Origin of the sequence: Streptomyces sp. NPDC088785, from assembly GCF_044750685.1 — a bacterium.
GTDB lineage: Bacteria > Actinomycetota > Actinomycetes > Streptomycetales > Streptomycetaceae > Streptomyces.
Window position 1 is genome coordinate 395,262 of the sequence record NZ_JBIVKH010000005.1, and the last position, 25,266, is coordinate 420,527.

Sequence of the window (25,266 nt, forward strand, 5' to 3'; positions counted from 1 at the left end):
GCCGGGCCCGGTCCGGCGAACCACCCGTCTGCGCTGGTCACGGCAGTTGTCAGTGGTGGGGTGCAGGATGGACCCATGGTCAGGTCCACTCAGGGGGCGAACAGCGCCCACAGCGCGCCCGGCGCCCTCGACGGGTTCTCGCCCGCGACCCGCGGGTGGTTCACCGGTGCCTTCTCCGCGCCCACGTCCGCGCAGGCCGGGGCGTGGCGGGCGATCGGCGAGGGCTCGGACGTGCTGGTGGTCGCGCCGACCGGCTCCGGCAAGACGCTGGCCGCGTTCCTGGCGGCCCTGGACCAGCTGGCCTCCACGCCACCGCCCGCCGACCCCAAGAAGCGCTGCCGGGTCCTGTACGTGTCACCGCTGAAGGCCCTCGCGGTCGACGTGGAGCGCAATCTGCGCAGCCCGCTCACCGGCATCCGTCAGGAGGCGGTGCGGCTCGGGCTGCCGGAGCCCGAGGTGAAGGTCGGCATCCGCTCCGGCGACACCCCGCCCGCCGAGCGCCGCGCCCTGGCCACCCGCCCGCCGGACATCCTGATCACGACGCCCGAGTCGCTGTTCCTGATGCTGACGTCGGCCACGCGCGACGCGCTGACCGGCATCGACACGGTGATCCTGGACGAGGTGCACGCGGTCGCCGGCACCAAGCGCGGCGCCCATCTGGCGCTCTCCCTGGAGCGCCTGGACCGGCTGCTGCCCCGGCCCGCCCGCCGCATCGGCCTGTCGGCGACGGTCCGCCCGGTCGACGAGGTGGCGCGCTATCTGTCGCCCCAGCGCCGGGTGGAGATCGTGCAGCCGCCCTCGGGCAAGGAGTTCGACCTGTCGGTGGTCGTCCCGGTCGAGGACCTGGGCGAGCTGGGCGGCTCCCCGGCGGCCGACAAGGAGCAGGGCGCCGAGCGCCCCTCGATCTGGCCGCACGTCGAGGAGCGCATCACGGACCTCATCGAGGCCCACCGCTCGACGATCGTGTTCGCGAACTCCCGCCGCCTCGCGGAGCGCCTGTGCAACCGGCTCAACGAGATCGCGTACGAGCGCGCCACCGGCGAGGCGCTTCCGGAGGACCACAGCCCGGCCGAGCTGATGGCGGAGTCGGGCGCCGCGAAGGGCGCCCCGCCGGTCATCGCGCGCGCCCACCACGGATCGGTCTCCAAGGAGCAGCGCGCCCAGGTCGAGGAGGACCTGAAAGCGGGCCGGCTGCCCGCGGTCGTGGCCACGTCCAGCCTGGAGCTGGGCATCGACATGGGCGCCGTGGATCTCGTCGTCCAGGTGGAGTCGCCGCCGTCCGTGGCCTCCGGCCTCCAGCGGGTCGGCCGGGCCGGCCACCAGGTGGGCGCGGTCTCCACCGGGGTCGTCTTCCCGAAGTACCGGGGCGACCTGGTGCAGTCGGCGGTCGTGACGGAGCGCATGCGGACCGGCTCCATCGAGTCGCTGCGCGTCCCGGCCAATCCGCTGGACGTCCTCGCCCAGCAGCTGGTCGCGATCACCGCGCTCGACAGCTGGCAGGTCGACGACCTGCTCGCCCTGGTCCGTGGCGCGGCGTCGTTCGCCTCGCTGCCCGAGTCGGCGTTCACCGGCGTCCTGGACATGCTGGCGGGCCGCTATCCGTCGGACGCCTTCGCCGAGCTGCGGCCGCGCGTCGTCTGGGACCGCGTCGCGGGCACCGTCACCGGCCGCCCCGGGGCGCAGCGCCTGGCCGTCACCTCAGGCGGCACGATCCCCGACCGCGGCCTCTTCGGAGTCTTCCTCGCCGGAGCCGACCCCAAGAAGGGCGGCGGCCGCGTCGGCGAGCTGGACGAGGAGATGGTCTACGAGTCGCGGGTCGGCGACGTCTTCACCCTCGGCACGAGCTCCTGGCGGATCGAGGACATCACGCGCGATCGCGTCCTGGTCTCCCCGGCCCCCGGAGTCCCCGGCCGGCTCCCGTTCTGGAAGGGCGACCAGCTGGGCCGCCCGCTCGAACTGGGCCGTGCGGTGGGCGCTTTCCTCCGCGAGATCGGCTCCCAGGAACCCGACGAGGCACGCGCGCGGCTCAGCGCGGCGGGCCTGGACACCTGGGCCGCGGACAACGTCCTCGCGTATCTGGGCGAGCAGCGTGAGGCGTGCGGCCACATCCCGGACGACCGCACCATCGTGGTCGAGCGTTTCCGCGACGAGCTGGGTGACTGGCGGGTCGTCGTCCACTCCCCCTTCGGCGCCCAGGTGCACGCCCCTTGGGCGCTCGCCCTCGGCGCCCGCCTCAGCGAGAAGTACGGCATGGACGCGCAGGTCATGCACGCCGACGACGGCATCGTGCTGCGCCTGCCGGACGCGGACCTGATGAGCCTGGACCTCCTCGACCAGGAGCCCGCCAAGCCGGACCTCGAGTACGACGCCGAGCAGGCCCCGATCGGCGCGGCGGACGTCGCCTTCGACAAGGGCGAGGTCGACCAGATCGTCACCGAGCAGGTGGGCGGCTCCGCCCTGTTCGCCTCCCGGTTCCGCGAGTGTGCGGCCCGCGCGCTGCTGCTCCCCAAGCGCAACCCGGGCAAGCGCACCCCGCTGTGGCAGCAGCGTCAGCGCGCCTCGCAGCTCCTGGAGGTGGCCAGCGAGTTCGGCTCGTTCCCGATCGTCCTGGAGGCGGTCCGCGAATGCCTCCAGGACGTCTTCGACGTCCCCGGGCTCGCCGAGCTGATGGGCGACATCGAGTCCCGCAAGGTGCGCCTGGTCGAGGTCACCACCCCGGAGGCGTCCCCCTTCGCCCGCTCGCTGCTGTTCGGCTACGTGGCGCAGTTCCTGTACGAGGGCGACTCGCCGCTCGCCGAGCGCCGCGCCGCCGCGCTGTCCCTGGACTCGCACCTCCTGGCCGAGCTGCTGGGCCGGGCCGAGCTGCGCGAGCTGCTCGACGCGGACGTCCTGGCCGAGCTGGAGCAGGAGCTTCAGTGGCGCACCGAGGACCGCCGCATCAAGGACGCCGAGGGCGTCGCCGACCGGCTGCGTCTCCTCGGACCGCTCACGGACGCCGAGCTGACCGAGCGCGGCGCCGAGCCCGGCTGGGCCGAGGAGCTGGCCGCCGCGCGGCGGGCCATCCGCGTCCGGATCGCGGGCACCGACCACTGGGCGGCGATCGAGGACTCAGGACGGCTCCGCGACGCCCTGGGCACCGCGCTGCCCGTGGGCGTCCCCGAGGCGTTCACGGAGCCGGTGAAGGATCCGCTGGGCGACCTCCTGGCCCGGTACGCCCGCACGCACGGCCCGTTCACGTCGGCGCAGGCCGCCGCCCGCTTCGGCCTGGGCACCGCGGTCACCGAGGGCGCCCTGCAACGCCTGGCGACGAACGGCCGGGTGGTGCAGGGCGAGTTCCATCCGGCCGGCATCGGCCAGGAGTGGTGCGAAGCCACCGTGCTGCGCCGCCTGCGCCGCCGTTCCCTGGCCGCGCTCCGGCACGAGCTGGAGCCGGTCCCGCCGGCCGCGCTGGCCCAGTTCCTGCCGCAGTGGCAGCACCTGGGCGGCCACGGCCTGCGCGGTGTCGACGGTCTGGTCCGCGCCGTCGAGCAGCTCCAGGGCGCCTCCGTCCCCGCCTCGGCGCTGGAGAAGCTGGTCCTCCCCTCCCGGGTCTCCGGGTACGTACCGGCGATGCTGGACGAACTCACCACGTCCGGCGAGGTGGTGTGGGCCGGAGCGGGATCCCTGCCCGGCAAGGACGGCTGGGTCAGCCTCTACCTGGCGGACGCCGCGCCGCTGCTCCTGCCGCCCCCGCACCCGCTGGAGCCGACGGCGCTCCACCAGGCGGTCCTGGACACCCTCGCGGGCGGCTACGGCCTGTTCTTCCGGCAGATCGCCGACCAGGTCCGCGCCACCACGCACCCCGAGGCCACCGATTCCCACCTGGCCGACGCCCTGTGGGAGCTGGCCTGGTCGGGCCGGCTCACGAACGACACGCTGGCGCCGATGCGCGCCGTCCTGGGCTCCGGCCGCACCGCGGGATCCACGGCCCACCGGGCCCGCCGGTCCGTCCCGCGCGGCCGTTACGGCGGTCTCGCGGCGGCGGCCCGCACCGGCTCGCGCAGCGGCCCGCCCACGGTCGCCGGCCGCTGGTCCCTGCTGCCCTCCCCGGAGCCCGACCCGACGCTGCGCGCCCACGCCCTGGCCCGCACCCTCCTCGACCGGCACGGCGTGGTGACCCGCGGCGCCGTGGCCGCCGAAGGCGTCGAGGGCGGCTTCTCCGCGGTGTACCGAGTGCTTTCCGTCTTCGAGGAGAGCGGGCAGGCGCGGCGCGGTTATGTCGTGGAGGGACTCGGCGCGGCCCAGTTCGCCATGGACGGCGCCGTGGACCGCCTGCGTGCGGCGGCGACCGCGACCGAGCGCGGCACGCCCGCGACGGACCCCTACGCCCCGAAGGGCGGCGCGCCCCGGGCCTTCGTCCTGGCGGCGGCCGACCCGGCGAACGCGTACGGGGCAGCCCTGTCCTGGCCCGAGCCCCCCACCGGCGCCGGCCACAAGCCGGGCCGCAAGGCGGGCTCCCTCGTGGTCCTCGTCGACGGCGAGCTGACGCTCTACATGGAGCGCGGCGGCAAGACCCTGCTGTCCTGGCCGGCCACCGAGGGCACGCCCGCGTCGGAGTCCGCACCCCCGACCCCCGCCGAGCTGGCCGACGACCCCCGTCTGCCCGCGGCGGCCCAGGCCCTCGCCGACGCGGCCCGCTCCGGCGCCCTCGGCACGATCACGGTCGAGCGGATCAACGGCACGGCCGCGCTGACCTCTCCGTACTCCTCGCTCCTGGAATCCAACGGCTTCCACGCGACACCCCGGGGCCTGCGCCTGAGAGCCTGACCCGCCCCACCCGGCCGCACCCGGCCGCACCCGCCGGGCCGGGCCGAGCCGGGCCGCCCCACTCCCCCGCTCCGGCCCACACAACCGCGCACGCCAATTGACGACCCGTCAGAAATACTCGTACGGTCGGAGCATGCCTGTCACGGCGTACGACCTCACCGGCCGCACCGCATTCGTCACCGGCGCGGCGAGCGGCATCGGCCGCTCCTCGGCCGTCCTGTTCGCCCGGGCGGGAGCCACCGTGCACTGCGCGGACCGCGACGAACAGGGCCTGCACGCGACGACGGACCTCATCAAGCAGGAGGGCGGCACCGCCCACGCCCATCCCCTCGACGTCAGCGACCGCGCCCAGCTCACCGCGGCGATCGCCACCGCCGCCCGCCCACCCGGCGCGGACGCCGGTACCGGTACCGGCGTCGGCGGTCTCGACATCATGGCCGCGATCGCGGGGGTCATGCACTCCAGCCCGGTCCTGGAGACCAGGGACGAAGACCTCGACCGCGTGTTCGCCATCAACTTCAAGGGCATCCTGTACGCCTGCCAGGAGGCGGCCCGCACCATGATCGCGAACGGCACCCGCGGCAGCATCGTCACGATGGCGTCGGGCGCCGTCGACACCGGCGGCCCGGGGCTCCTCTGCTACGGCGTCGCGAAGGCGGCCGTCGTCCAGCTGACGAAGACGCTCGCCACCGAGGTCGGCCCGCACGGCATCCGGGTCAACGCGGTTGCGCCCGGCTGGATCCGCACCCCGATGACGACCCGCCACGACGACCGCGCCCAGGCCCACACCGAGTCGCTGATGACGCGGATGGCCCCGCTCGGCCGGGTCGGCGAGCCCGACGAGATCGCGCACGCGGTCCTGCACCTCGCCTCGGACGCCGCATCATTCACGACGGGCCAGATCCTCCGCCCCAACGGAGGCGTCGCCATGCCCTGGTGACCCAGTCGCCATGCCCTGGTGGCCCACCCCACCACCCGGCCCGGCCCACCACCCGGCCCGGCCCACCGGGCCACACCACTCACCGCCCACACCACTCACCCCCGCCCGGCCCACCGGGCCACACCAATCACCGCCCACACCCCCCACACCCGCCTCACCCCCGCCCGGACCCCCCACCCGACCGGAACCGACGCCCCACCCTGGCGGCCAGCCCCGCCACCCCGCCCACCGCCTCGTGCCCCGCCCGCAGCGCCCGCGTCCGCACCTTCCGCGCCCCGTGGCGACCCGGCACCCCCGCGACCCCGGCGGCCTTCGCCTTCGGCAGCGCGTGCACCGGCAGCAGGCTCAGCCCCCAGCCTCCCGCGGCGACCGCCCCCTCGAACGCCCCCGCGTCCGGCGCGAACGCCAGCCGCAGCACTCCCCACCACCAGACCACCCCGAGCAGCACGGCGGGTATCCAGCGCAGCAGTACTCGCCACCGGCCCACCGTCACCGCCCGCTCACCTCCGCCCGTACCGCATCACGCACCAGCCAGCACCCACCACGCACGCGCATCACGCACGCACCACACGCGACATTGCGACGCTAACGACACCCGCACCCCGCGAACAGGGCGCACCGGGAGCGCGCCACCGTCGTGACGGCACGCCCCCGCGCTCACCCAACGTCCAACGTCCGGCATCCGGGATCCGGCGCCCGGCTCAGCCGCCGTTCTCGGCCTGGAACATCCAGTGGTGCTTCTCCAGGTCGGCCGTGATGGCGATGAAGATGTCCTGGCTCACGGGATCCGCCTCACCGGTCGCCTCGATCCGCTCCCGCATCCGGGTGATCACGGCGCCGAGGGCGTCCACGAGCGCGCCCACCGCGTCCACGTCCTTGACCCAGCCGTCGGAGACCGTGGCGATCCCGCTCGTGGCGGCCACGGTCTGGGCCCGGCCGTCCGGCGACACCCCGAGGGTGGAGGCCCGCTCGGCCACCGTGTCGGAGTGCAGGCGCGCGGTGTCCACGACCTCGTCGAGTTGCAGATGCACGGACCGGAAGCGAGGACCCACCACGTTCCAGTGGACCTGCTTCGCCACCAGCGAGAGGTCCACCAGGTCGACCAAGGCGCCCTGGAGTGCCTCGGAGACGGTCTTCAGATCAGCATCGGACAGCGGGCTCTTCACGACGTACATCCGTCACCTCCGTATCGAAACCATCACCAACAATGACATATACGTACTAGAACGGACATACGGCGGAGGCGGGAGAGCACACACAACGGCACCACAAGGGCACCACAAGGGCACGCAGACAGCAGAAAGCCCCGGCCGAGAGTGTGTCTCGGCCGGGGCTTTCCCCAAACTCTTGCTGAGCGCAGGCGCTACGCCGCTACGACGTCCACGGCCTCCGCAGGTGCCTTGATCGTCACCCGTTCCGGCGGGACGCCGGTCACGGAGACGGCGTTCAGCATCGGGCGAACCGGTGCCGGCACCGGCTCCGACGGGACCGCTGCCGCCGACGCGGCCAGCTCGGCGAGAGCGAGCTCGTCGCTCACCTCGCGCATCAACTCGGACATCCGTACGTCAAGCGCGTCGCAGATCGCGGAGAGCAGCTCGGAGGAAGCCTCCTTCTGCCCCCGCTCCACCTCGGAGAGATAGCCGAGCGAGACTCGGGCGGACGAGGAGACTTCGCGCAGAGTACGGCCCTGGCGCTGGCGCTGCCGACGCAGCACGTCACCCAGCAGGCGACGGAGCAGAATCATCGGTGGCTCCCTCCTCGGACCGCGTAGCCGCATCCTTCACGCCCCACCGTACCGCCTCGGGCGGCGGCCGTGCGGGGAGCGATGTCGTGTTCACTCAGGGCTGCAAACATCAAAACCCCCCGTTCTGTTCCGTATCCTGTGCCCGCGCATTCCCAGTACGTTCGCCGGAATGCCCTCCGACCAGCTCTTCCGTGAGCAGCCCGAGCACGCTCCGCACGCTCTCTCTACGAATTTCCGCCCGGCTGCCGTTCAACCGCAGCGCGAGCACTTTGCGGCTACCAGCGAAATCCGGGGCGGGCCCGGACCGGTCGGTGCCCGGCCCCTCGGGACCGGCCACCGCGACGAACACGGTGCCCACGGGCTGCCCGTCCTGGGGGTCGGGCCCCGCGACACCGGTGGTGGCGATCCCCCAGTCCGCGCCGAGCGCGTCGCGCACGCCTGCCGCCATCTGGAGCGCCACGTCCGGGTGAACGGCGCCGTGCGCGGCGAGCAGCCGCGCGTCCACGCCGAGCACCGTGTGCTTCAGCTCGGTCGCGTACGCGGTGACGGAGCCGCGGAAGACCTTCGAGGCCCCGGGCACGGACACCAGCTCCGCGGCCACCAGACCGCCGGTCAGCGACTCGGCGACGGCAAGGGTCTCCCCCCGCTCCGTCAACAGCCGCAGCGCCCCGGCAGCCCCGTCCGTCACTTCTCGGCCGTCTCCGAAGCCCCCGTAGGACCCGAAGTCCCCGTAGGACCCGAGGTCCCCGTAGGACCCGAGGTCCCCGAAGCGTCGGAAGCCCCGGAAGGTCCCTGCCCGCTCGCCGCGGCCTGCGAGAGCGCCGCGGCGGCCTGCGCCTCGGCCAGCCCGGCGCGGCGCAGGACGACCGCCTGTCGTACGTAGTCGAGGCCGGTCACCACGGTGAGCACCACGGCCACCGCCATCACCCAGAACCGGAAGGTGGCGAGCGGGCCGGTCAGCGCGAGCACGTACATGCCCACGGCCGTGCCCTGGGCCAGGGTCTTCATCTTGCCGCCGCGACTGGCGGGAATGACTCCGTACCTGATCACCACGAAGCGCAGCAGGGTGATCCCCAGCTCACGCCCGAGGATCACGCCGGTGACCCACCACGGCAGGTCACCGAGCGACGACAGACAGATCAGGGCCGCACCCATGATCGCCTTGTCGGCGATGGGGTCGGCGATCTTCCCGAAGTCGGTGACCAGGTTGTACGTGCGCGCCAGATGGCCGTCGAAGACATCCGTGATCATGGCGACGGCGAACGCCGCCCAGGCCCACGCCCGCATCGCCGGGTCGTAGCCCCCGTCGGCGAGCATCAGCGCCACGAAACCCGGCACCAGGAGCAGCCGGACCATGGTCAGGATGTTCGCGATGTTCCACAGGCTGGCCTGGTTCACGGCCGCAGTGCCCAGCTTGCCGCCGGGCGCCGGCCTCCCGGTGCCACCCGCGGCGGATGCCGGCACTCCGGTCATCTGCCTGCCTCCTCGAAGCCGTCGAGCGGCTCGGCGACGAGGTCCACACCCTCGGTACCGACCACCTTTGCCACGACCATACGGCCGACGCTCAGTCCTTCGCCGCCCGTGAGCCGCACCTGGCCGTCCGTCTCCGGAGCCTGGTGCGCGCCCCGGCCGAGCACGCCCTCCTCGGCGTCCACCGACTCCACGAGCACCTCGACGGTCTCGCCCAGGCGCTCCTCGGCCCGCTGCGACACCAGCTGCTCGGCGAGGCGGGACACGCGCGCGAGCCGCTCGGCGACGACGTCCTCGTCCAGCTTGTTCTCATACGTGGCCGCTTCGGTGCCCTCCTCGTCGGAGTAGCCGAAGACGCCGATGGCGTCCAGCCTCGCGCCGTTCAGGAACCGCTCCAGCTCGGCGAAATCGGCCGCGGACTCACCGGGGAAGCCCACGATGAAGTTGGACCGGACACCCGCCTGCGGCGCCTTGCTCCGAATGGTGTCCAGCAGCTCCAGGAAGCGGTCGGTGTCGCCGAAGCGCCGCATCGCGCGCAGCACGCCGGGCGCGGAGTGCTGGAAGGAGAGATCGAAGTACGGGACGACCTTGTCGGTGCCGGTCAGGACGTCGATCAGCCCCGGCCGCATCTCGGCGGGCTGCAAGTAGCTGACGCGGACCCGCTCGATCCCGTCGACGGCGGCCAGCTCGGGCAGCAGCGTCTCCAGGAGCCGGATGTCGCCGAGGTCCTTGCCGTACGAGGTGTTGTTCTCGGAGACCAGCATGACCTCCTTGACGCCCTGCTCGGCCAGCCAGCGCGTCTCCCCCAGCACGTCGGAGGGGCGGCGCGAGATGAACGAGCCGCGGAAGGAGGGGATGGCGCAGAAGGTGCACCGCCGGTCGCACCCGGAGGCCAGCTTCACGGAGGCCACGGGCGCCCCGTCGAGCCGGCGCCGCAGCGGCGCGCGCGGTCCGGACGCGGGCGCGACACCCTGCGGAAGATCCACCGGGGCGTGGCCCGGCAGCGCGACCCCGGAGCCCGCCTCCTGGCGCTCGGCCGGGCTGATGGGCAGCAGCTTGCGGCGGTCGCGCGGGGCGTGGGCCTCCACGCTCCCGCCCGACAGGATGGTCTGGAGACGGCCGGAGATGTCCTCGTAGTCGTCGAAGCCGAGCACGCCGTCGGCCTCGGGAAGCGCCTCGGCCAGCTCCTTGCCGTACCGCTCGGCCATGCAGCCCACCGCCACGACGGCCTGGGTTCTGCCGTGGCCCTTGAGGTCATTGGCTTCGAGGAGGGCGTCGACGGAGTCCTTCTTGGCGGCCTCGACGAAGCCACAGGTGTTCACGACGGCGACATCGGCGGCCTCGGCGTCCTCGACGAGCTCCCAGCCGTCCGCCTCCAAGCGGCCTGCGAGCTCCTCCGAGTCCACCTCGTTACGGGCGCAGCCAAGGGTGACAAGTGCGACGGTACGGCGTTCGGGCATGGACTCAAGACTACTTCGTCCCACCGACAGCCCTCGCCGGGAGGGTTACCGGGCGATCCCCGGGGGGCCGCCAGGAGGGTCCCGGGAGATCGCCGCGAGGGTCGCCGGTCGAGCGCCGGGCCCGCGGGCCGGGGCCTCAGCCGACCTCGGGGTCGCCCTTGGTGTACGTCAGCCGCTCGACCTGGCCGGCCTGGAACTCGTCCGGGATCTTCTTCCCGTTCACGTACAGCCGGACGGCACCGGCGTCGCCCAGCACCACGTCGACCTTCGTCGTGTCCTGGAACGTCTTCGACTGACCCTGTTCGAGCACCCCATCGAACAGAAGTCGTCCGTTGTGGTCCTTCGCGGAGATCCAGCTGCGCCCGTCCGCCGCGTTGATCTTGACCGTGACCTTGTCGCGCGGGGCGGCCGCGATGGCGCTGTCCGAGGGGTTCGGCTTCGGGTCGGAGGGCTTCTTGGCGCTGGGCTTCGGCTGGGGCGTGGCGGGCTTGGAGGTGCTGGGCGTCGCGCCCTCGGCGGCCTGCTGCTTGTCGCCGTCGTCCCCGCCGCTCACCACCGTGTAGCCCACGAAGGCGATGACCGCGACGATCGCGGCGACCATGGCGGCCGTCCAGTTGGGGCGGCGCGGCTCGGAGCGGATGCGCTCGGCTTCGAACAGGGGCGTGGCGGGCGTCGGCGCGGGCTGTCCGCCGCGCTCGGCGCCGAACTGCGCGAGCAGGGGTTCCGGGTCGATCCGGACGGCGCGCGCGAGCGTGCGGATGTGGCCACGCGCGTACACGTCGCCACCGCAGCGCGAGAAGTCGTCCTGTTCGATCGCGTGCACGATCGGGATGCGCACCCGGGTCGACTGGCTGATCTCGTCGACGGTGAGCCCCGCGGCGACGCGCGCCTGTTGCAGGACCTGACCGATCGAGGGCCGGTCGTCGGCCGGTCGCGGAGTGGGGTCTTCCGAAGGGCGGTCGTCTTCAGGGGAGTTGCCGATGGACACGAGGGCGCCTTTCGAGCGTGTAGCCACCTGCTGGGGGTTCAGTCTAGGGGGGGTACGAAAGGGTGGGGCAACCGGGCGGTCGGACTTTGTACGCCATCAGAGCACCCGGCGGGACCGGATTTCCCGATGATCGACAAGGGCGTCGCCCCCTCCCCTCAACTTGACGTACGCGGAGGGGAAACGGTTGCCCTGATTCCCTTACGAGTGAGATCGGCGGATGACATCGACGGTGGCAGCGGCAGGTGACAGCGGCAGGTGACAGCGGCGGACGTCGCCGTCGGATCGGTCCGGGCCCTGGGCCGATCAGGTCGCAGCCGGGTGGCCCGCGCACTTCCGTGACCCGCGCCCGCGACAGGATCCGCCGGACAGGCCCTAGCCCTGAGCCTCCCCGCGGATCACCGCGAGCACGCCATCGATCTCGTCCGGCTTCACGAGCACGTCCCGCGCCTTGGAGCCCTCGGTCGGGCCGACGATGTTCCGCGACTCCATGAGGTCCATCAGGCGGCCGGCCTTCGCGAAGCCCACGCGGAGCTTGCGCTGGAGCATCGACGTGGACCCGAACTGGGTGGAGACGACCAGCTCGGCCGCGGCGCACAGCAGCTCCAGGTCGTCGCCGATGTCCTCGTCGATCTCCTTCTTCTGCTTGGTGCCGACGACGACGTCCTCCCGGAAGACCGGCGCCATCTGGTCCTTGCAGTGCTGCACGACGGCGTGGATCTCGTCCTCGGTGACGAAGGCGCCCTGCATACGGGTCGGCTTGTTCGCACCCATCGGGAGGAAGAGCCCGTCGCCCTTGCCGATCAGCTTCTCGGCGCCCGGCTGGTCCAGGATGACGCGGCTGTCGGCGAGCGAGGAGGTGGCGAACGCGAGACGCGAGGGCACGTTGGCCTTGATCAGGCCGGTGACGACGTCGACGGACGGCCGCTGGGTGGCGAGCACCAGGTGGATGCCGGCCGCACGCGCGAGCTGCGTGATGCGCACGATGGCGTCCTCCACGTCCCGCGGCGCGACCATCATCAGGTCGGCGAGCTCGTCGACGATGACCAGCAGGTACGGGTACGGCTTCAGCTCCCGCTCACTGCCGTCGGGCGTCGTGAGCTTGCCGTCCCGGATGGCCTTGTTGAAGTCGTCGATGTGCCGGTAGCCGAAGGCCGCGAGGTCGTCGTAGCGCAGGTCCATCTCGCGCACGACCCACTGGAGCGCCTCGGCGGCCCGCTTGGGGTTGGTGATGATCGGCGTGATGAGGTGCGGAATCCCCTCGTACGCGGTCAGCTCGACGCGCTTGGGGTCGACGAGGACCATCCGTACGTCCTCGGGGGTCGCCCGCACCATGATCGAGGTGATCAGGCAGTTGATGCAGGACGACTTGCCGGAGCCGGTGGCGCCCGCGACGAGGATGTGCGGCATCTTGGCCATGTTCGCCATGACATAGCCGCCCTCGACGTCCTTGCCGAGCGCGACCAGCATCGGGTGGTCGTCCTCGGCGGCGTCCGCGAGGCGCAGCACGTCCCCGACGTTGACCATCTCGCGGTCCGTGTTCGGGATCTCGATGCCGACCGCGGACTTGCCGGGGATCGGGCTGATGATCCGCACGTCCGGGGAGGCGACGGCGTACGCGATGTTCTTGGCCAGCGCCGTGATCTTCTCGACCTTCACGGCGGGGCCGAGCTCGACCTCGTACCGGGTGACCGTCGGACCGCGCGTGAAGCCGGTGACGGCGGCGTCGACCTTGAACTCGGTGAAGACGGTCGTGAGCGATTCGACGACGGCGTCGTTGGCCGCGCTGCGGGACTTGCCGGGCCCGCCGCGGGTCAGCAGGTCGAGCGAGGGCAGCGCGTAGGTGATGTCCCCGGCGAGCTGGAGCTGCTCGGCACGCGGCGGCAGCTCGCGCGGCGCGTCCGGCGCGGACTTGGTCAGATCGGGCACGGCGAGCCGGGACGGCGTCTCGGGCTCCGGGGCGGCCGGCGGTGCGGCCTTCCTGCCGCGCGCCGTCGGCACGGGCGCCGTGCGCTCCGGCGCGGAGGTGTCCCCGGTCCGCTCCCCCGTGCGCTCCCCGCCGACGCCCTGCGTGAGGTCGGCGACCAGCGGCGACGGCGGCATGCCGTGCAGCACGGCCCCGTCGAGCGCCGCCGCGGCGGCCGCGGCCACGTCCACGGCGTCCATGGGGCGGTCCATCGACGGCTGCACCGACGCGCGCCGGGGCCTGCGCCGCTTGGACAGCGCGTCTTCCTCTATCCGGTCGGGGTCGTACCCCAGCGGCTCCTCGTGGGCCGCCGGGCGGCGCCTGCCGCGCGCGGCCGGGGCCTCGCGCCACTCGTCGTCGTACTCGCCCTCCACGGCCTCGCCGACGAGCGTGTCGTCGTGCACGATGCCGAGGCGCACCCCGAGCAGCCGCAGCCGCTGCGGGATGGCGTTGACGGGTGTCGCGGTCACCACGAGCAGCCCGAAGACGGTGAGCAGGACGAGCATGGGGACCGCGAGCACCTGGGTCATGGTGAAGCTCAGCGGGGTCGCGGCGGCCCAGCCGATCAGACCGCCCGCGTCCTGTATGGCCTGCATGCCCTCGCTGCGCGCGGGCGAGCCGCAGGCGATGTGGACCTGCCCGAGCACGCCGACGACCAGCGCCGACAGGCCGATGACGATCCGCCCGTTCGCCTCGGGTTTCTCGGGGTGCAGGATCAGGCGCACCGCGATGAAGCCGAGCAACAGCGGCACCAGCAGATCGAGCCGGCCGAACGCGCCGGTCACCAGCATCTCGACGAGGTCCCCGACGGGGCCGCGCAGATTGGACCAGGTCCCGGCGGCGCAGATCAGCGCGAGACCGAGCAGCAGCAGCGCCAGCCCGTCCTTGCGGTGCGCCGGATCGAGCCCCTTCGCGCCCCGCCCTATGCCGCGGAACATCGCGCCCACGCTGTGGGCGACGCCGAGCCACACGGCGCGGACGAGCCGGTAGAGCCCGCCGGTGGGGCTGGGGGCCGGCCTCGGCGCGGGCTTCTTGGCGACGGCCTTCCTGACCGGCGCCTTCTTCGCGACGGCCTTCTTGGCGGGCGCCCTTTTCGCGACGGCCTTCTTCGCCGGAGCCTTGGTCGGCGCCGCCGTCTTCTTCGCGGGCGTCTTCTTGGCTGCGGGACGTGAGGCCATAGGTGTGAGGTTACCGGGGGAGGACGCCGGGGACACGTGTGGTCGGGCCTTCACCCGTTCGTGTCGCGCGCTGATGGTGCGTGAAGTGACGCGCCCTCAGTGCCGGTGCGCCTGCTCAGTTCTGGGACGGGACGGACGGCGCACCGCTGCCCGTGCCGGGCTCCAGCGCGTCGAGTGCCCTGCGCAGACCGGTGAGTTTGCGCTCCAGGTGGGCGGCGGTGGCCACCGCCGCCGCGTCCGCCGAGTCGTCGTCGAGCTGCTTGGAGAGCGCTTCGGCCTGCTCCTCGACGGCGGCGAGCCGCGCGGACAGCTCGGCGAGCAGCCCCGCGGGCTCCTTCGCCTCCCCGACCGCCCTGCCGCCGCCCTCCAGCTGGAGCCGGAGCAGCGCCGCCTGCTCCCTCAGCTGGCAGTTCTTCATGTACAGCTCGACGAAGACCGAGACCTTCGCTCGCAGCACCCACGGGTCGAACGGCTTGGAGATGTAGTCCACCGCGCCGGCCGCGTACCCCCGGAAGGTGTGGTGCGGCCCGTGGTTGATCGCTGTGAGGAAGATGATCGGGATGTCCCGGGTCCGCTCCCGGCGCTTGATGTGCGCCGCGGTCTCGAACCCGTCCATTCCCGGCATCTGAACGTCGAGCAGAATGACCGCGAAGTCGTCCGTGAGCAGCGCCTTGAGCGCTTCCTCCCCGGACGATGCCCGCACCAGCGTCTGATCGAGCGCGGAGAGGATGGCCTCCAGCGCCAGCAGATTCTCCGGCCGGTCATCGACCAGGAGGATCTTGGCCTTCTGCACCATGGCCCGCCCTCCTCGCCCCGGCATGGGGCCGCCCCTGTCCGCAGGACTCGGGGAGGCTCCTTTCGCCGCCCCGGGGAACGACTCCCTTGCGCCGCCCGTCCTTGTGCCGGTCATGGTAGCCGCACCCCGCCTGTCGCCACACCCTGTCACCGCGATGTCACTGTGCACGTAGCAGAAACGCGGTGGGGGACCAGAAGGTTCCCCGTACACCGCACTTCTACACGGCCCTGGCCACAGTCAGTCAGCGACGATGCGTGAAAATTCCCTTCGCCGGTCACTCACCGCGCATCCACTGTTCCATCACAGAGAGCAAATGATCCGGGTCCACCGGCTTCGTCACGTAGTCGGAGGCGCCCGATTCGATGGCCTTCTCCCGGTCGCCCTTCATCGCCTTCGCGGTGAGCGCGATGATCGGCAGACCGGCGAACTGCGGCATCCTGCGGATCGCCGTGGTCGTCGCGTAACCGTCCATCTCCGGCATCATGATGTCCATCAGCACCACGGTCACGTCGTCGTGCTGCTCCAGGACCTCGATGCCCTCGCGGCCGTTCTCCGCGTACAGGACCGACAGCCCGTGCTGCTCCAGGACGCTGGTGAGCGCGAAGACGTTGCGGATGTCGTCGTCGACGATCAGCACCTTCTCGCCGCCGAACGAGTAACCGCGCCGCGGCTGCGGCGCGGCCTCCTCGGCCACGTCCTCCCACGGCTCCTGGGCGGGCTCGGGCCGGCTCGGCAGGACCGGTCGCCGCTCGGGGGCCGCGGCGGCCCTGCGACGGCGCCTGAAGAGCGCGGCGGCGCCGTTCTGCGTCTCCCGGTACGACGTGACCTCGGCCGGGGTCTCCACCTCGGCGACCGGCTCCGGCGCCGCCTCCAGGGCGAGCGGGCGGCCCGGCTCGACGGCCGGGGCCAGCTGCGCGTACCCCTGGGGCGGCAGCTCGCTCGGGTGCAGCGGCAGGTACAGCGTGAACGTGGAGCCGCGGCCCGGCTCGCTCGCCGCGTGGATCTCACCGCCCAACAGGCGCGCGATCTCCCGGCTGATGGACAGGCCGAGGCCCGTGCCGCCGTACTTGCGGCTGGTCGTGCCGTCGGCCTGCTTGAACGCCTCGAAGATGACCCGCATCTTGCTCGCCGCGATACCGATACCGGTATCGGTGACGGAGAACGCGATCAGGTCGGCGTCCGCGTCCCGCAACGACCCCGCTTCCAGGAGCTGTTCGCGGATCGCGTTCGGTACGTCGTTCCCGGCCGGCCTGATGACCAGCTCGACGGCGCCGGAGTCGGTGAACTTCACCGCGTTGGAGAGCAGGTTGCGCAGCACCTGGAGGAGGCGCTGCTCGTCGGTGTGCAGTGTGGTGGGCAGCTCCGGCGACACCCGTACGGAGAAGTCGAGTTGCTTCTCCGCGGTCAGCGGCCGGAACGTGGCCTCCACGTAGTCGACCAGCTGCACCAGCGCGATCCGGGTCGGCGAGACGTCCATCTTGCCCGCCTCGACCTTCGACAGGTCCAGGATGTCGTTGATCAGCTGGAGCAGGTCGGAGCCAGCGCCGTGGATCGTCTCGGCGAACTCGACCTGCTTCGGGGTGAGGTTCGCGTCGGCGTTGTCGGCGAGCAGCTTGGCCAGGATCAGCAGCGAGTTGAGCGGCGTGCGCAGTTCGTGCGACATGTTGGCGAGGAACTCGCTCTTGTAGCGCATCGACACCGCGAGCTGTTCGGCGCGCTCCTCCAGGACCTGCCGCGCCTCCTCGATCTCGGTGTTCTTGACCTCGATGTCCCGGTTCTGCCGGGCCAGCAGTTCGGCCTTCTCCTCCAGCTCCGCGTTGGACGCCTGGAGGGCCTTCTGCCGGTTCTCCAACTCGGCCGAGCGCTCGCGCAGTTGCTCGGTGAGCTCCTGGGACTGCTTCAGCAGCACCTCGGTCTTGGTGTTCACGGAGATGGTGTTGACGCTCGTCGCGATCATCTCGGCGATCTGGTTGAGGAAGTCCTTCTGGATCTGCGCGAACGGCGTGAAGGACGCCAGCTCGATCACGCCGAGCACGGTGCCCTCGAAGAGCACCGGGATCACGATGACCTGCGCGGGCGGTGCCTCCCCGAGACCGGACGCGATCTTCAGATAGCCGCTGGGCGCGTTGTCCACCAGGATCGTGCGCTTCTCCTGCGCGGCCGTGCCGATGAGCGTCTCACCGGGCCGGAAGGAGGTCGGCATCGAGCCCATGGAGTAGCCGTAGCTGCCCAGCATGCGCAGCTCGTACGCGTTCTCGTCGCTGGTCGCCGCGTCGGCGCCGTCGTCAAGGGGCATCGCCAGGAAGAACGCACCGTGCTGGGCGGAGACCACCGGCGTCAGCTCGCTCATGATCAGCGAGGCCACGTCGTCGAGGTCGCGGCGGCCCTGGAGCAGACCCGAGATGCGGGCCAGGTTGCCCTTGAGCCAGTCCTGCTCCTCGTTGGCGATCGTGGTGTCCCGCAGGTTCGAGATCATCTTGTTGATGTTGTCCTGGAGGACCTGGATCTCGCCCGCCGCGTCGACGTCGATCTTGAGGTTCAGATCGCCGCGGGTCACCGCGGTGGCCACGGCCGCGATGGCGCGCACCTGACGCGTCAGGTTCCCGGCCATCTCGTTCACGGACTCGGTCAGGTCGCGCCAGGTGCCGTCGACGTCACGCACGCGTGCCTGGCCGCCCAGCTGGCCCTCGGTGCCCACCTCGCGGGCGACCCGGGTGACCTGGTCGGCGAAGGACGACAGCTGGTCGACCATCGTGTTGATCGTCGTCTTCAGTTCGAGGATCTCGCCCCGCGCGTCGATGTCGATCTTCTTGGTCAGGTCGCCCTTGGCGATGGCGGTCGTGACCATCGCGATGTTGCGCACCTGGCCGGTGAGGTTCGAGGCCATGCCGTTCACGGACTCGGTGAGGTCCTTCCACGTACCGGCGACGCCGGGGACGCGGGCCTGGCCGCCGAGGATGCCGTCCGTGCCCACCTCGCGCGCCACCTTGGTGACCTGGTCGGCGAACGAACTCAGCGTCTTCACCATCGTGTTGAACGTGTCGGCGAGCTGCGCGACCTCGCCGCGCGCCTCGATGGTGACCGTCCGGGTCAGGTCACCGTTGGCCACGGCGTTGGCGACCTGGGAGATGTTGCGCACCTGCATGGTCAGGTTGTTGGCCATCAGGTTGACGTTGTCGCTCAGGTCCTTCCAGATGCCGGTGACGCCCGGCACCCGCGCCTGGCCGCCCAGCTGGCCCTCGGTGCCCACCTCACGGGCGACCCGGTTCACCTGCTCCGCGAACGACGACAGCTGGTCGACCATCGTGTTCACCGTGGTGACGAGTTCGAGGATCTCGCCCTTGGCGTCGACGGTGATCTTCTTGGAGAGGTCGCCGCGGGCGACCGCCGTGGTGACCTCGGCGATGTTGCGCACCTGGAGCGTCAGGTTGTTCGCCATGAAGTTCACCGACTGGGTGAGGTCCTTCCACGTGCCGGACACCCCCTGCACCTCGGCCTGACCACCCAGGATGCCGTCCGTACCCACCTCGCGGGCCACCCGCGTGACCTGCTCGGCGAACGCGGACAGCTGGTCCACCATCGTGTTGAGGGTGTTCTTCAGCTCCAGGATCTCGCCGCGCGCGTCCACGTCGATCTTCTGCGACAGGTCACCGCGCGCGACCGCGGTGGCGACCTGCGCGATGTTGCGCACCTGGGCCGTGAGGTTGCCGGCCATGCCGTTCACGGAGTCCGTCAGGTCGCGCCACACACCGGCGACGCCGGGCACCTGCGCCTGGCCGCCCAGGCGCCCTTCCGTACCCACCTCGCGGGCCACCCGGGTGACCTGGTCGGCGAACGCGGACAGCTGGTCGACCATCGTGTTGATGGTGTTCTTCAGCTCCAGGATCTCGCCGCGCGCGTCCACGTCGATCTTCTGCGACAGGTCACCGCGCGCCACGGCCGTGGTGACCTGCGCGATCTGGCGCACCTGCGAGGTCAGGTTCCCGGCCATGAAGTTGACCGAGTCGGTGAGTTCCTTCCAGGTCCCGCTCACCCCGTCGACCCGGGCCTGGCCGCCGAGCCGGCCCTCCGTGCCCACGTCCCGGGCCATCCGGGTCACCTGGTCGGCGAACGACGACAGCTGGTCCACCATCGTGTTCACGGTGTTCTTCAACTGAAGCATCTCGCCGGAGACGTCCACGGTGACCTTCTGCGACAGATCGCCGTTGGCCACCGCCGTCGTCACCTGGGCGATGTTGCGCACCTGCCCGGTCAGGTTGCGGAAGGCCGTGTTGACGGAGTCCGTCAGGTCCTTCCACGTCCCGGCGGCGCCCACGACGAGCGCCTGACCGCCCAGCTCGCCCTCGACGCCGATCTCCCGTGCCACGCGCGTCACTTCGGAACCGAAGGCGGACAGCTGGTCCACCATCGTGTTGACGGTGTTCTTCAGCTCCAGCATCTCGCCCGCGACGTCGACGGTGACCTTCTGCGAGAGGTCGCCGTTGGCCACCGCCGTGGTGACGGTCGCGATGTCACGGACCTGGGTCGTGAGGTTCCTGAAGACGGTGTTGACGGAGTCGGTCAGGTCCTTCCAGGTACCGGCCGCGCCCGGCACGTTGGCCTGGCCGCCGAGCTGGCCCTCGGCCCCGACCTCGTTGGCGACCCGGGTGACCTCGTCCGCGAACGTGCGCAGCGTCTCGGTCATCTGGTTGATCGTCTCGGCGAGCTGGGCGACCTCGCCCCGCGCGGACACCGTCACCTTCTGCGACAGGTCGCCGTTGGCCACCGCCGTGGTGACCTGGGCGATCCCGCGCACCTGGGCCGTCAGGTTGCCGGCCATGAGGTTCACCGAGTCGGTGAGGTCCTTCCACACGCCGGCCACACCGGGCACCTGCGCCTGCCCGCCGAGCTCACCCTCCGTGCCCACCTCGCGCGCGACGCGCGTGACCTCCGAGGAGAAGGACGACAACTGGTCGACCATGGTGTTCACGGTGTTCTTCAGTTCGAGCATCTCGCCCGCGACGTGAACCGTGACCTTCCGGGACAGGTCGCCCTTGGCCACCGCGGTGGTGACGAGAGCAATGTCACGCACCTGTGCCGTCAGCCGGTACGCCATCGTGTTGACCGAATCGGTCAGGTCTTTCCACGAACCGGACATTCCGCGCACGCGGGCCTGCCCACCGAGCTTGCCCTCGGTGCCGACCTCGCTCGCGACGCGGGTGACCTCGTCGGTGAAGGTGGAGAGCTGGTCGACGAGGTTGTTGACCGTCCGGCCGACCTTCAGGAACTCCCCGCGCAGCGGGTGCCCCGCCCCCTCGGGCACCTGCGCCCGCAGCTCCATGCGGGGCGACAGATCGCCCTCGGCGACCGCGGTGAGCACCCGTCCCACCTCGGAGACGGGGCGCACGAGATCGTCGACCAGCGCGTTCGACGCGTCGATCGCGCTGGCCCACGAGCCCTCGCAGGCGCCCGCTTCCAGCCGTTCCGTGAGCTTTCCCTCACGCCCGACCATCCGCCGCACCCGCGACAGCTCGCCGGTCAGGTGCAGGTTCCGGTCGGCCACCTCGTTGAACACCGCGGCGATCTCCGACATCACGCCGTCGCCGTTGACGGTGAGGCGCTTGCGGAAATTGCCGTCGCGCATGGCGACGAGACCGGCGAGCAGCCGGTTCAGCGCCGCGCTGTCGACGGTCGTCGTCCCACTGCCGTTGCGCGTTTTGCGCTGTTTCGTCAGGGACTGTCCGCCTTCTGCGCGCGCTTTCCTGCCCCGCGTCGCTGCGCCAGACTCCACTGTGTCCCTCCCGCAGGGATCGACCTGTACTGCTCGGGTAGCTCGCCGTTGCCCAGATGCGCTTCTACCTCCGCACCCGTACTTCGATGCGTTCTCGTCAGAAGCTTGCCCAGTGTTTCACCATGGCTGAACCAGGCCATAACAGTTCGGCAGCTTCGCACACCCTCCGCACACCCTCCGGGCGGAAACAGAGGCGACCGGCATCCGCACGGACGGCGAAGGTAAGTAACCTGGCATACGGCTGTCCACCCACCCCGGTCGGCCGGACCTGGGCGGTGGCGGAAAACGAGCGGGCTATCGAGCGGGCATCGGAGGGGCGGCCGAGACATGGGTACGGGAGACCTGGGCCTCGACATCGACACGGCGAGTGCGTCAGGTACGGCGAGTACATCGGGTTCAACGCGTCCAGGGAGTTCTGTGATCACCGCGCGTGCGGCTGCCACCTTCGAGCCCGTCGGCCGGTCCGTCGCGACCGCACGGTCGTTCGTGCGCGACACCCTCCAGGGGTGGGGTCACGCCGACGTCATCGACGACGCCGTGGTGCTGACCAGCGAGCTGGTGACGAACGCCGTCGTGCACGCCGGCACCGCCGCGGAGGTGCTGTGCCTGCGCAGCGACGACCACGTCCGCATCGAGGTCTCCGACCGCTATCCGGAGCGTGAGATCCCGCTCCAGTCGTCGGCGCTCACCATGGGCAGCCCCGACCGCGAGGGCGGCCGCGGCCTCCAGCTCTGCGCGGCGCTCGCGGGCCGCTGGGGCGTGGACTATTCGGCCACGCACAAGCAGGTGTGGTTCCAACTCGACCTGCCCGAGCGCTCGGTGGGCACGCGCGCCGCCGGCCCCGTCGTCCCGACCGAGCTGCTGCCGCTCGCCGACGAGCGGGTGCGGGTCGCCGTCGTCCAGATCGACCGGGCCGGCGCGGTCACGTCGTGGAGCGAGGACGCGGAGCATCTTTTCGGCTACTCCGCCGAGCAGGTCACCGGCAAGCCCCTCACCGACTTCGCGGCCTGGCCGCACACGCCGGGCACCAGCACGGGCATCGCCGACGCGCTCCGGCTCTCGCGCTGGGAGGGCAGCTACGGCCTGCGCAGCGCCAGCGGCCGCGTCCTGCCCGTCTACGCGTCCCACCTGCGGGTCCGCGACACCGACGGCGAGCCGTCCACGGTCTGTCTCCTCGTACGCGATCACGAGCGCGCGGTGCTCCAGACGCCGCTGCGCGTCCCGGCGCCCGACTCCGGTTCGTCGGACAACCAGGGCTCCGACCCCTTCGAGGTCTTCATCGGCTCCCCCGCCCCCGACGATCTGGACGGCCTGCTCCAGCGCACGGTCGAGCGGGCCCGCGACATGCTCGACGGCGACTCGGCGTTCCTGCTGCTGGCCACGGACGACGAGACGGAGCTCGAGGTCCGCGCCTCCACGGGCCTGCCGTCGGCGCGCCAGCGCTTCGCCCGCGTCCCGGTCGAGGTCGGCCCGGGCCGCTACGGCTCGGCGCGGATGCCGGCCGTCCACGAGGACCTCACCCAAGTGCCGGGCGCCGTACCGCTGTTGAACGGCACGGGCATGCGCTCGGTCGTGACGGTCCCCCTCAAGGTCGAGGGCCGGCTGACCGGTTCGCTGGGGGTCGCGGCGGAGTCCCCCGACCGCTACTCGAACGAGGAGGCGCTGCGGCTCCAGTTCGCGGCGGACCGCATCGCGCTGGCCGTCGAGTCGGCCCGGCTGGGCGAGCTGGAGAAGCTGCGCCGCGGTTCGCTGAGCTTCCTGGTGGAGGCGTCCGACCTGCTGGCGGGCACCCTCGACCGGGATCAGACGCTGGCGCTGATGGCCCAGATGACGGTGCCGACGCTGGCGACCTGGTGCGCGGTGTACACGATCGCCGACCAGGCCTCGGACCCGTACCTCTCGTACGTCCTGCACGAGGACGAGGAGCGCATCGACGGCCTCAAGGCGCTGCTCGCCAAGATCGCCCCGCCGGAGCCGGTGCCCACCCCGGGCGCCCGCGTCTGGCCCGCGCCCGCGGAGGCGGCCCATCAGGCGGCGCTGCGCACGTCGATGAGGAGCCTCGGCCTCAACGAGCCGACGAACGTGACGGGCGGCATCGGCACGACGCTCGCGACGGCGGCCGCGGTCGGCGGCGAGACGGTCGTCCTTCCCCTGGTCGCCCGCAACCGCGTGATCGGCATGCTGACGCTCGGCAAGCCGACGGACGAGCACTTCCGGCAGGAGATCCTGGAGCTGGCGGAGGACTTGAGCCGCAGGGCGGCCCTGGCCCTCGACAACGCCCGCCTGTACTCGGAGCGCGTGGCGATCAGCCAGTCCCTCCAGCGCAGCCTGCTGCCACCGGAGCTGCCCGACGTCCCGGGCGTCGAGGTGGAGGTCATCTACCGCGCGGCCGGCGAGGGCAACGAGGTGGGCGGCGACTTCTACGACCTGTTCCCGATCCGCGACGGCGCGTACGGCTTCGCGATCGGCGACGTGTGCGGCACGGGCCCGGAGGCGGCGGCGGTGACGGGCCTGGCCCGCCATGCCCTGCGCCTGCTGGCCCGCGAGGGCTTCGGCGGCCCGGCGGTCCTGGAGCGGCTGAACGCGGCGATCCTCGACGAGGGCGCCCGCAGCCGCTTCCTCACCCTGCTCTACGGGGAGTTGTGGCCGCAGGAGGACGGCTCGGCGGTCCTGAAGATGGTCTGCGCCGGCCATCCGCTTCCGCTGCGTCTGCGCCAGGACGGCACGGTCGTCCCGTTCGCGGAGCCGCAGCCGCTGCTGGGTGTCATGGACGACCTGGAGCTGTACGAGCAGACGATGACGCTCGACGCCGGCGATGTCCTGCTGTGCGTCACGGACGGCATCACGGAGCGCCGTGAGGGCACGCGCATGCTGGGCGACGACGGTCTCGCCGAGGTCCTGTCGACGTGCACGGGTCTGACGGCCGGCGCGGTGGCCGCTCGCATCATGCGCGCGGTGGAGCGTTTCGCCGCCGACGCCCCGTCCGACGACATGGCGATTCTGACGATGCGGGTGCCGGGTCCACAGCACGACTGACGCGGGAAGGGGCGGGGGAAAAGGCGAAAGGCCCCCGCCCTGTTTCCCGGGCGGGGGCCTTCAATTCCTGAGCCCCCAAGCGGAATCGAACCGCTGACCTTCTCCTTACCATGGAGACGCTCTACCGACTGAGCTATAGGGGCCTGTCGCTTTCGCGGTTTCCCGCGCGTTGACGAGTTAAAGCATACCCGAAGATCAGGTCGCTTCGAACCATCGATCGCACGACCGCGAAGGCCGCTCTAGAAGGCGGGTTGAAGCAATCCACCGAGCGCGTTGCAGGCGGAGACGACCCGCTGCAACTGCCTCTTGGACAGTTCCGTGTCGATGGGCAGCGCCAGCGTCTCGTCGGCCGCGCGTTCCGTCTCGGGCAGTTCCACGTCCCTCCGGAACGCGGGCATGCGGTGCACCGGCGTCTTCACCGGCACGCTGCAATGCACTCCCTTGCTTCGCAGGGCTCGGGCGAAGGCGTCCCGGTCGGGCCGCCCGTTGCCGGGTACGCGCACGACGTACTGCTGGTAGGTGTGCCCTTCGCCGCCCGCGGGCGTCCGCAGCCCGTTGAGCCGCCCGTCGAGGTACGCGGCGTACGCGCGTCGCCGGCCGGTCTCTTCGAACGGCTGCTGCGATTCGCCCTGTTCCAGCAGGAACAGCCCGTGGCGCCGGGTGACTCCCGCCAGCCGCTCGATGTCGGCGCGGCGGCCGAAGCGGTGCACGGCGACCACGGCGGCGGTCCGCTCGTTCACGCAGGCGGCGACGTGCGCGGCGTCGATGCAGTAGGTGTCGGGGTCGATGTCCGCGAAGACGGGAGCGGCTCCCGCCCGGACGACGGCTTCGGCGACCTCGGGGTTGCCGTAGGCCGGCACGATCACTTCGTCACCGGCGCCGATGCCGGCGGCTTGCAGCATTCCAACTGTGCCCATGGCACTGAATGGTCATCGTGCTACGTGAACGCCAAGTAAAGGAAAACAAAAAAGAGCTGGTCCCCGAACCAAAGGTTCGGGGACCAGCTCTTTATCAAAAGGAGTTCGGCGGCGTCCTACTCTCCCACAGGGTCCCCCCTGCAGTACCATCGGCGCTGTAAGGCTTAGCTTCCGGGTTCGGAATGTAACCGGGCGTTT

Annotated in this window: 14 protein-coding genes, 1 tRNA gene and 1 rRNA gene; 3 read left to right on the forward strand and 13 right to left on the reverse strand. The window is 71.5% G+C overall.

Going from position 1 to position 25,266, the window contains the following annotated elements; translation table 11 throughout:
* Positions 1-75 precede the first annotated feature (75 nt).
* Entirely contained in the window at positions 76-4,806 is a 4,731-nt protein-coding gene (locus ACIP5K_RS18790) for an ATP-dependent helicase (RefSeq protein ID WP_401410802.1), read from the forward strand.
* Positions 4,807-4,939: 133 nt separating this feature from the next.
* Positions 4,940-5,746: an SDR family NAD(P)-dependent oxidoreductase gene (locus ACIP5K_RS18795; protein ID WP_401410804.1), complete on the forward strand. Its 807-nt coding sequence runs from the start codon at positions 4,940-4,942 to the stop codon at positions 5,744-5,746.
* A 154-nt stretch (positions 5,747-5,900) separates the two neighbouring features.
* Here the strand turns inward: ACIP5K_RS18795 and ACIP5K_RS18800 are convergent, their stop codons facing one another.
* The 10 genes from ACIP5K_RS18800 to ACIP5K_RS18845 all read right to left on the reverse strand — a co-directional run bounded on the left by ACIP5K_RS18800 (position 5,901) and on the right by ACIP5K_RS18845 (position 21,115).
* Complete coding sequence (locus ACIP5K_RS18800; protein WP_401410805.1) at positions 5,901-6,239, reverse strand: hypothetical protein; 339 nt, start codon at positions 6,237-6,239, stop codon at positions 5,901-5,903.
* Positions 6,240-6,447: 208 nt separating this feature from the next.
* Positions 6,448-6,921 (reverse strand): Dps family protein, encoded by a 474-nt coding sequence (locus tag ACIP5K_RS18805; RefSeq protein WP_401410807.1) that lies wholly within the window; start codon positions 6,919-6,921, stop codon positions 6,448-6,450.
* Positions 6,922-7,109: 188 nt separating this feature from the next.
* On the reverse strand, positions 7,110-7,490 hold the full coding sequence (locus ACIP5K_RS18810) for a helix-turn-helix domain-containing protein (protein ID WP_383493878.1): 381 nt from the start codon (positions 7,488-7,490) through the stop codon (positions 7,110-7,112).
* Between the two features lie 109 nt (positions 7,491-7,599).
* Positions 7,600-8,178 carry a CinA family protein gene (locus ACIP5K_RS18815; RefSeq protein ID WP_401410809.1) on the reverse strand — a complete coding sequence of 193 codons (579 nt, stop codon included), beginning with the start codon at positions 8,176-8,178 and terminating at the stop codon, positions 7,600-7,602.
* Positions 8,175-8,963, reverse strand: a complete 789-nt coding sequence (gene pgsA / locus ACIP5K_RS18820; protein ID WP_401410811.1) for a CDP-diacylglycerol--glycerol-3-phosphate 3-phosphatidyltransferase — start codon at positions 8,961-8,963, stop codon at positions 8,175-8,177. Before pgsA ends, ACIP5K_RS18815 begins: the two co-directional genes overlap by 4 nt.
* Entirely contained in the window at positions 8,960-10,420 is a 1,461-nt protein-coding gene (gene rimO / locus ACIP5K_RS18825; protein ID WP_401410812.1) for a 30S ribosomal protein S12 methylthiotransferase RimO, read from the reverse strand. The genes pgsA and rimO overlap by 4 nt, the downstream gene beginning before the upstream one ends.
* A gap of 136 nt (positions 10,421-10,556) precedes the next feature.
* Positions 10,557-11,408, reverse strand: a complete 852-nt coding sequence (locus ACIP5K_RS18830; RefSeq protein WP_401410813.1) for a helix-turn-helix domain-containing protein — start codon at positions 11,406-11,408, stop codon at positions 10,557-10,559.
* A gap of 372 nt (positions 11,409-11,780) precedes the next feature.
* Complete coding sequence (locus ACIP5K_RS18835) at positions 11,781-14,549, reverse strand: DNA translocase FtsK (protein WP_401410814.1); 2,769 nt, start codon at positions 14,547-14,549, stop codon at positions 11,781-11,783.
* A gap of 115 nt (positions 14,550-14,664) precedes the next feature.
* Complete coding sequence (locus ACIP5K_RS18840) at positions 14,665-15,345, reverse strand: two-component system response regulator (protein ID WP_401410815.1); 681 nt, start codon at positions 15,343-15,345, stop codon at positions 14,665-14,667.
* A 274-nt stretch (positions 15,346-15,619) separates the two neighbouring features.
* Positions 15,620-21,115 (reverse strand): HAMP domain-containing protein, encoded by a 5,496-nt coding sequence (locus ACIP5K_RS18845; protein WP_401410817.1) that lies wholly within the window; start codon positions 21,113-21,115, stop codon positions 15,620-15,622.
* A gap of 417 nt (positions 21,116-21,532) precedes the next feature.
* On the opposite strand from ACIP5K_RS18845, the gene ACIP5K_RS18850 reads away from it, so the two are divergent.
* Positions 21,533-24,151 (forward strand): SpoIIE family protein phosphatase, encoded by a 2,619-nt coding sequence (locus tag ACIP5K_RS18850; RefSeq protein ID WP_401410819.1) that lies wholly within the window; start codon positions 21,533-21,535, stop codon positions 24,149-24,151.
* A gap of 70 nt (positions 24,152-24,221) precedes the next feature.
* Here ACIP5K_RS18850 and ACIP5K_RS18855 read toward each other — a convergent pair.
* The 3 genes from ACIP5K_RS18855 to rrf all read right to left on the reverse strand — a co-directional run.
* A tRNA-Thr gene (locus ACIP5K_RS18855) sits at positions 24,222-24,294 on the reverse strand.
* A 96-nt stretch (positions 24,295-24,390) separates the two neighbouring features.
* Positions 24,391-25,053 carry a DegT/DnrJ/EryC1/StrS family aminotransferase gene (locus tag ACIP5K_RS18860; RefSeq protein ID WP_401410844.1) on the reverse strand — a complete coding sequence of 221 codons (663 nt, stop codon included), beginning with the start codon at positions 25,051-25,053 and terminating at the stop codon, positions 24,391-24,393.
* Positions 25,054-25,171: 118 nt separating this feature from the next.
* A 5S ribosomal RNA gene (rrf, locus tag ACIP5K_RS18865) occupies positions 25,172-25,266 on the reverse strand; the annotation flags it as partial.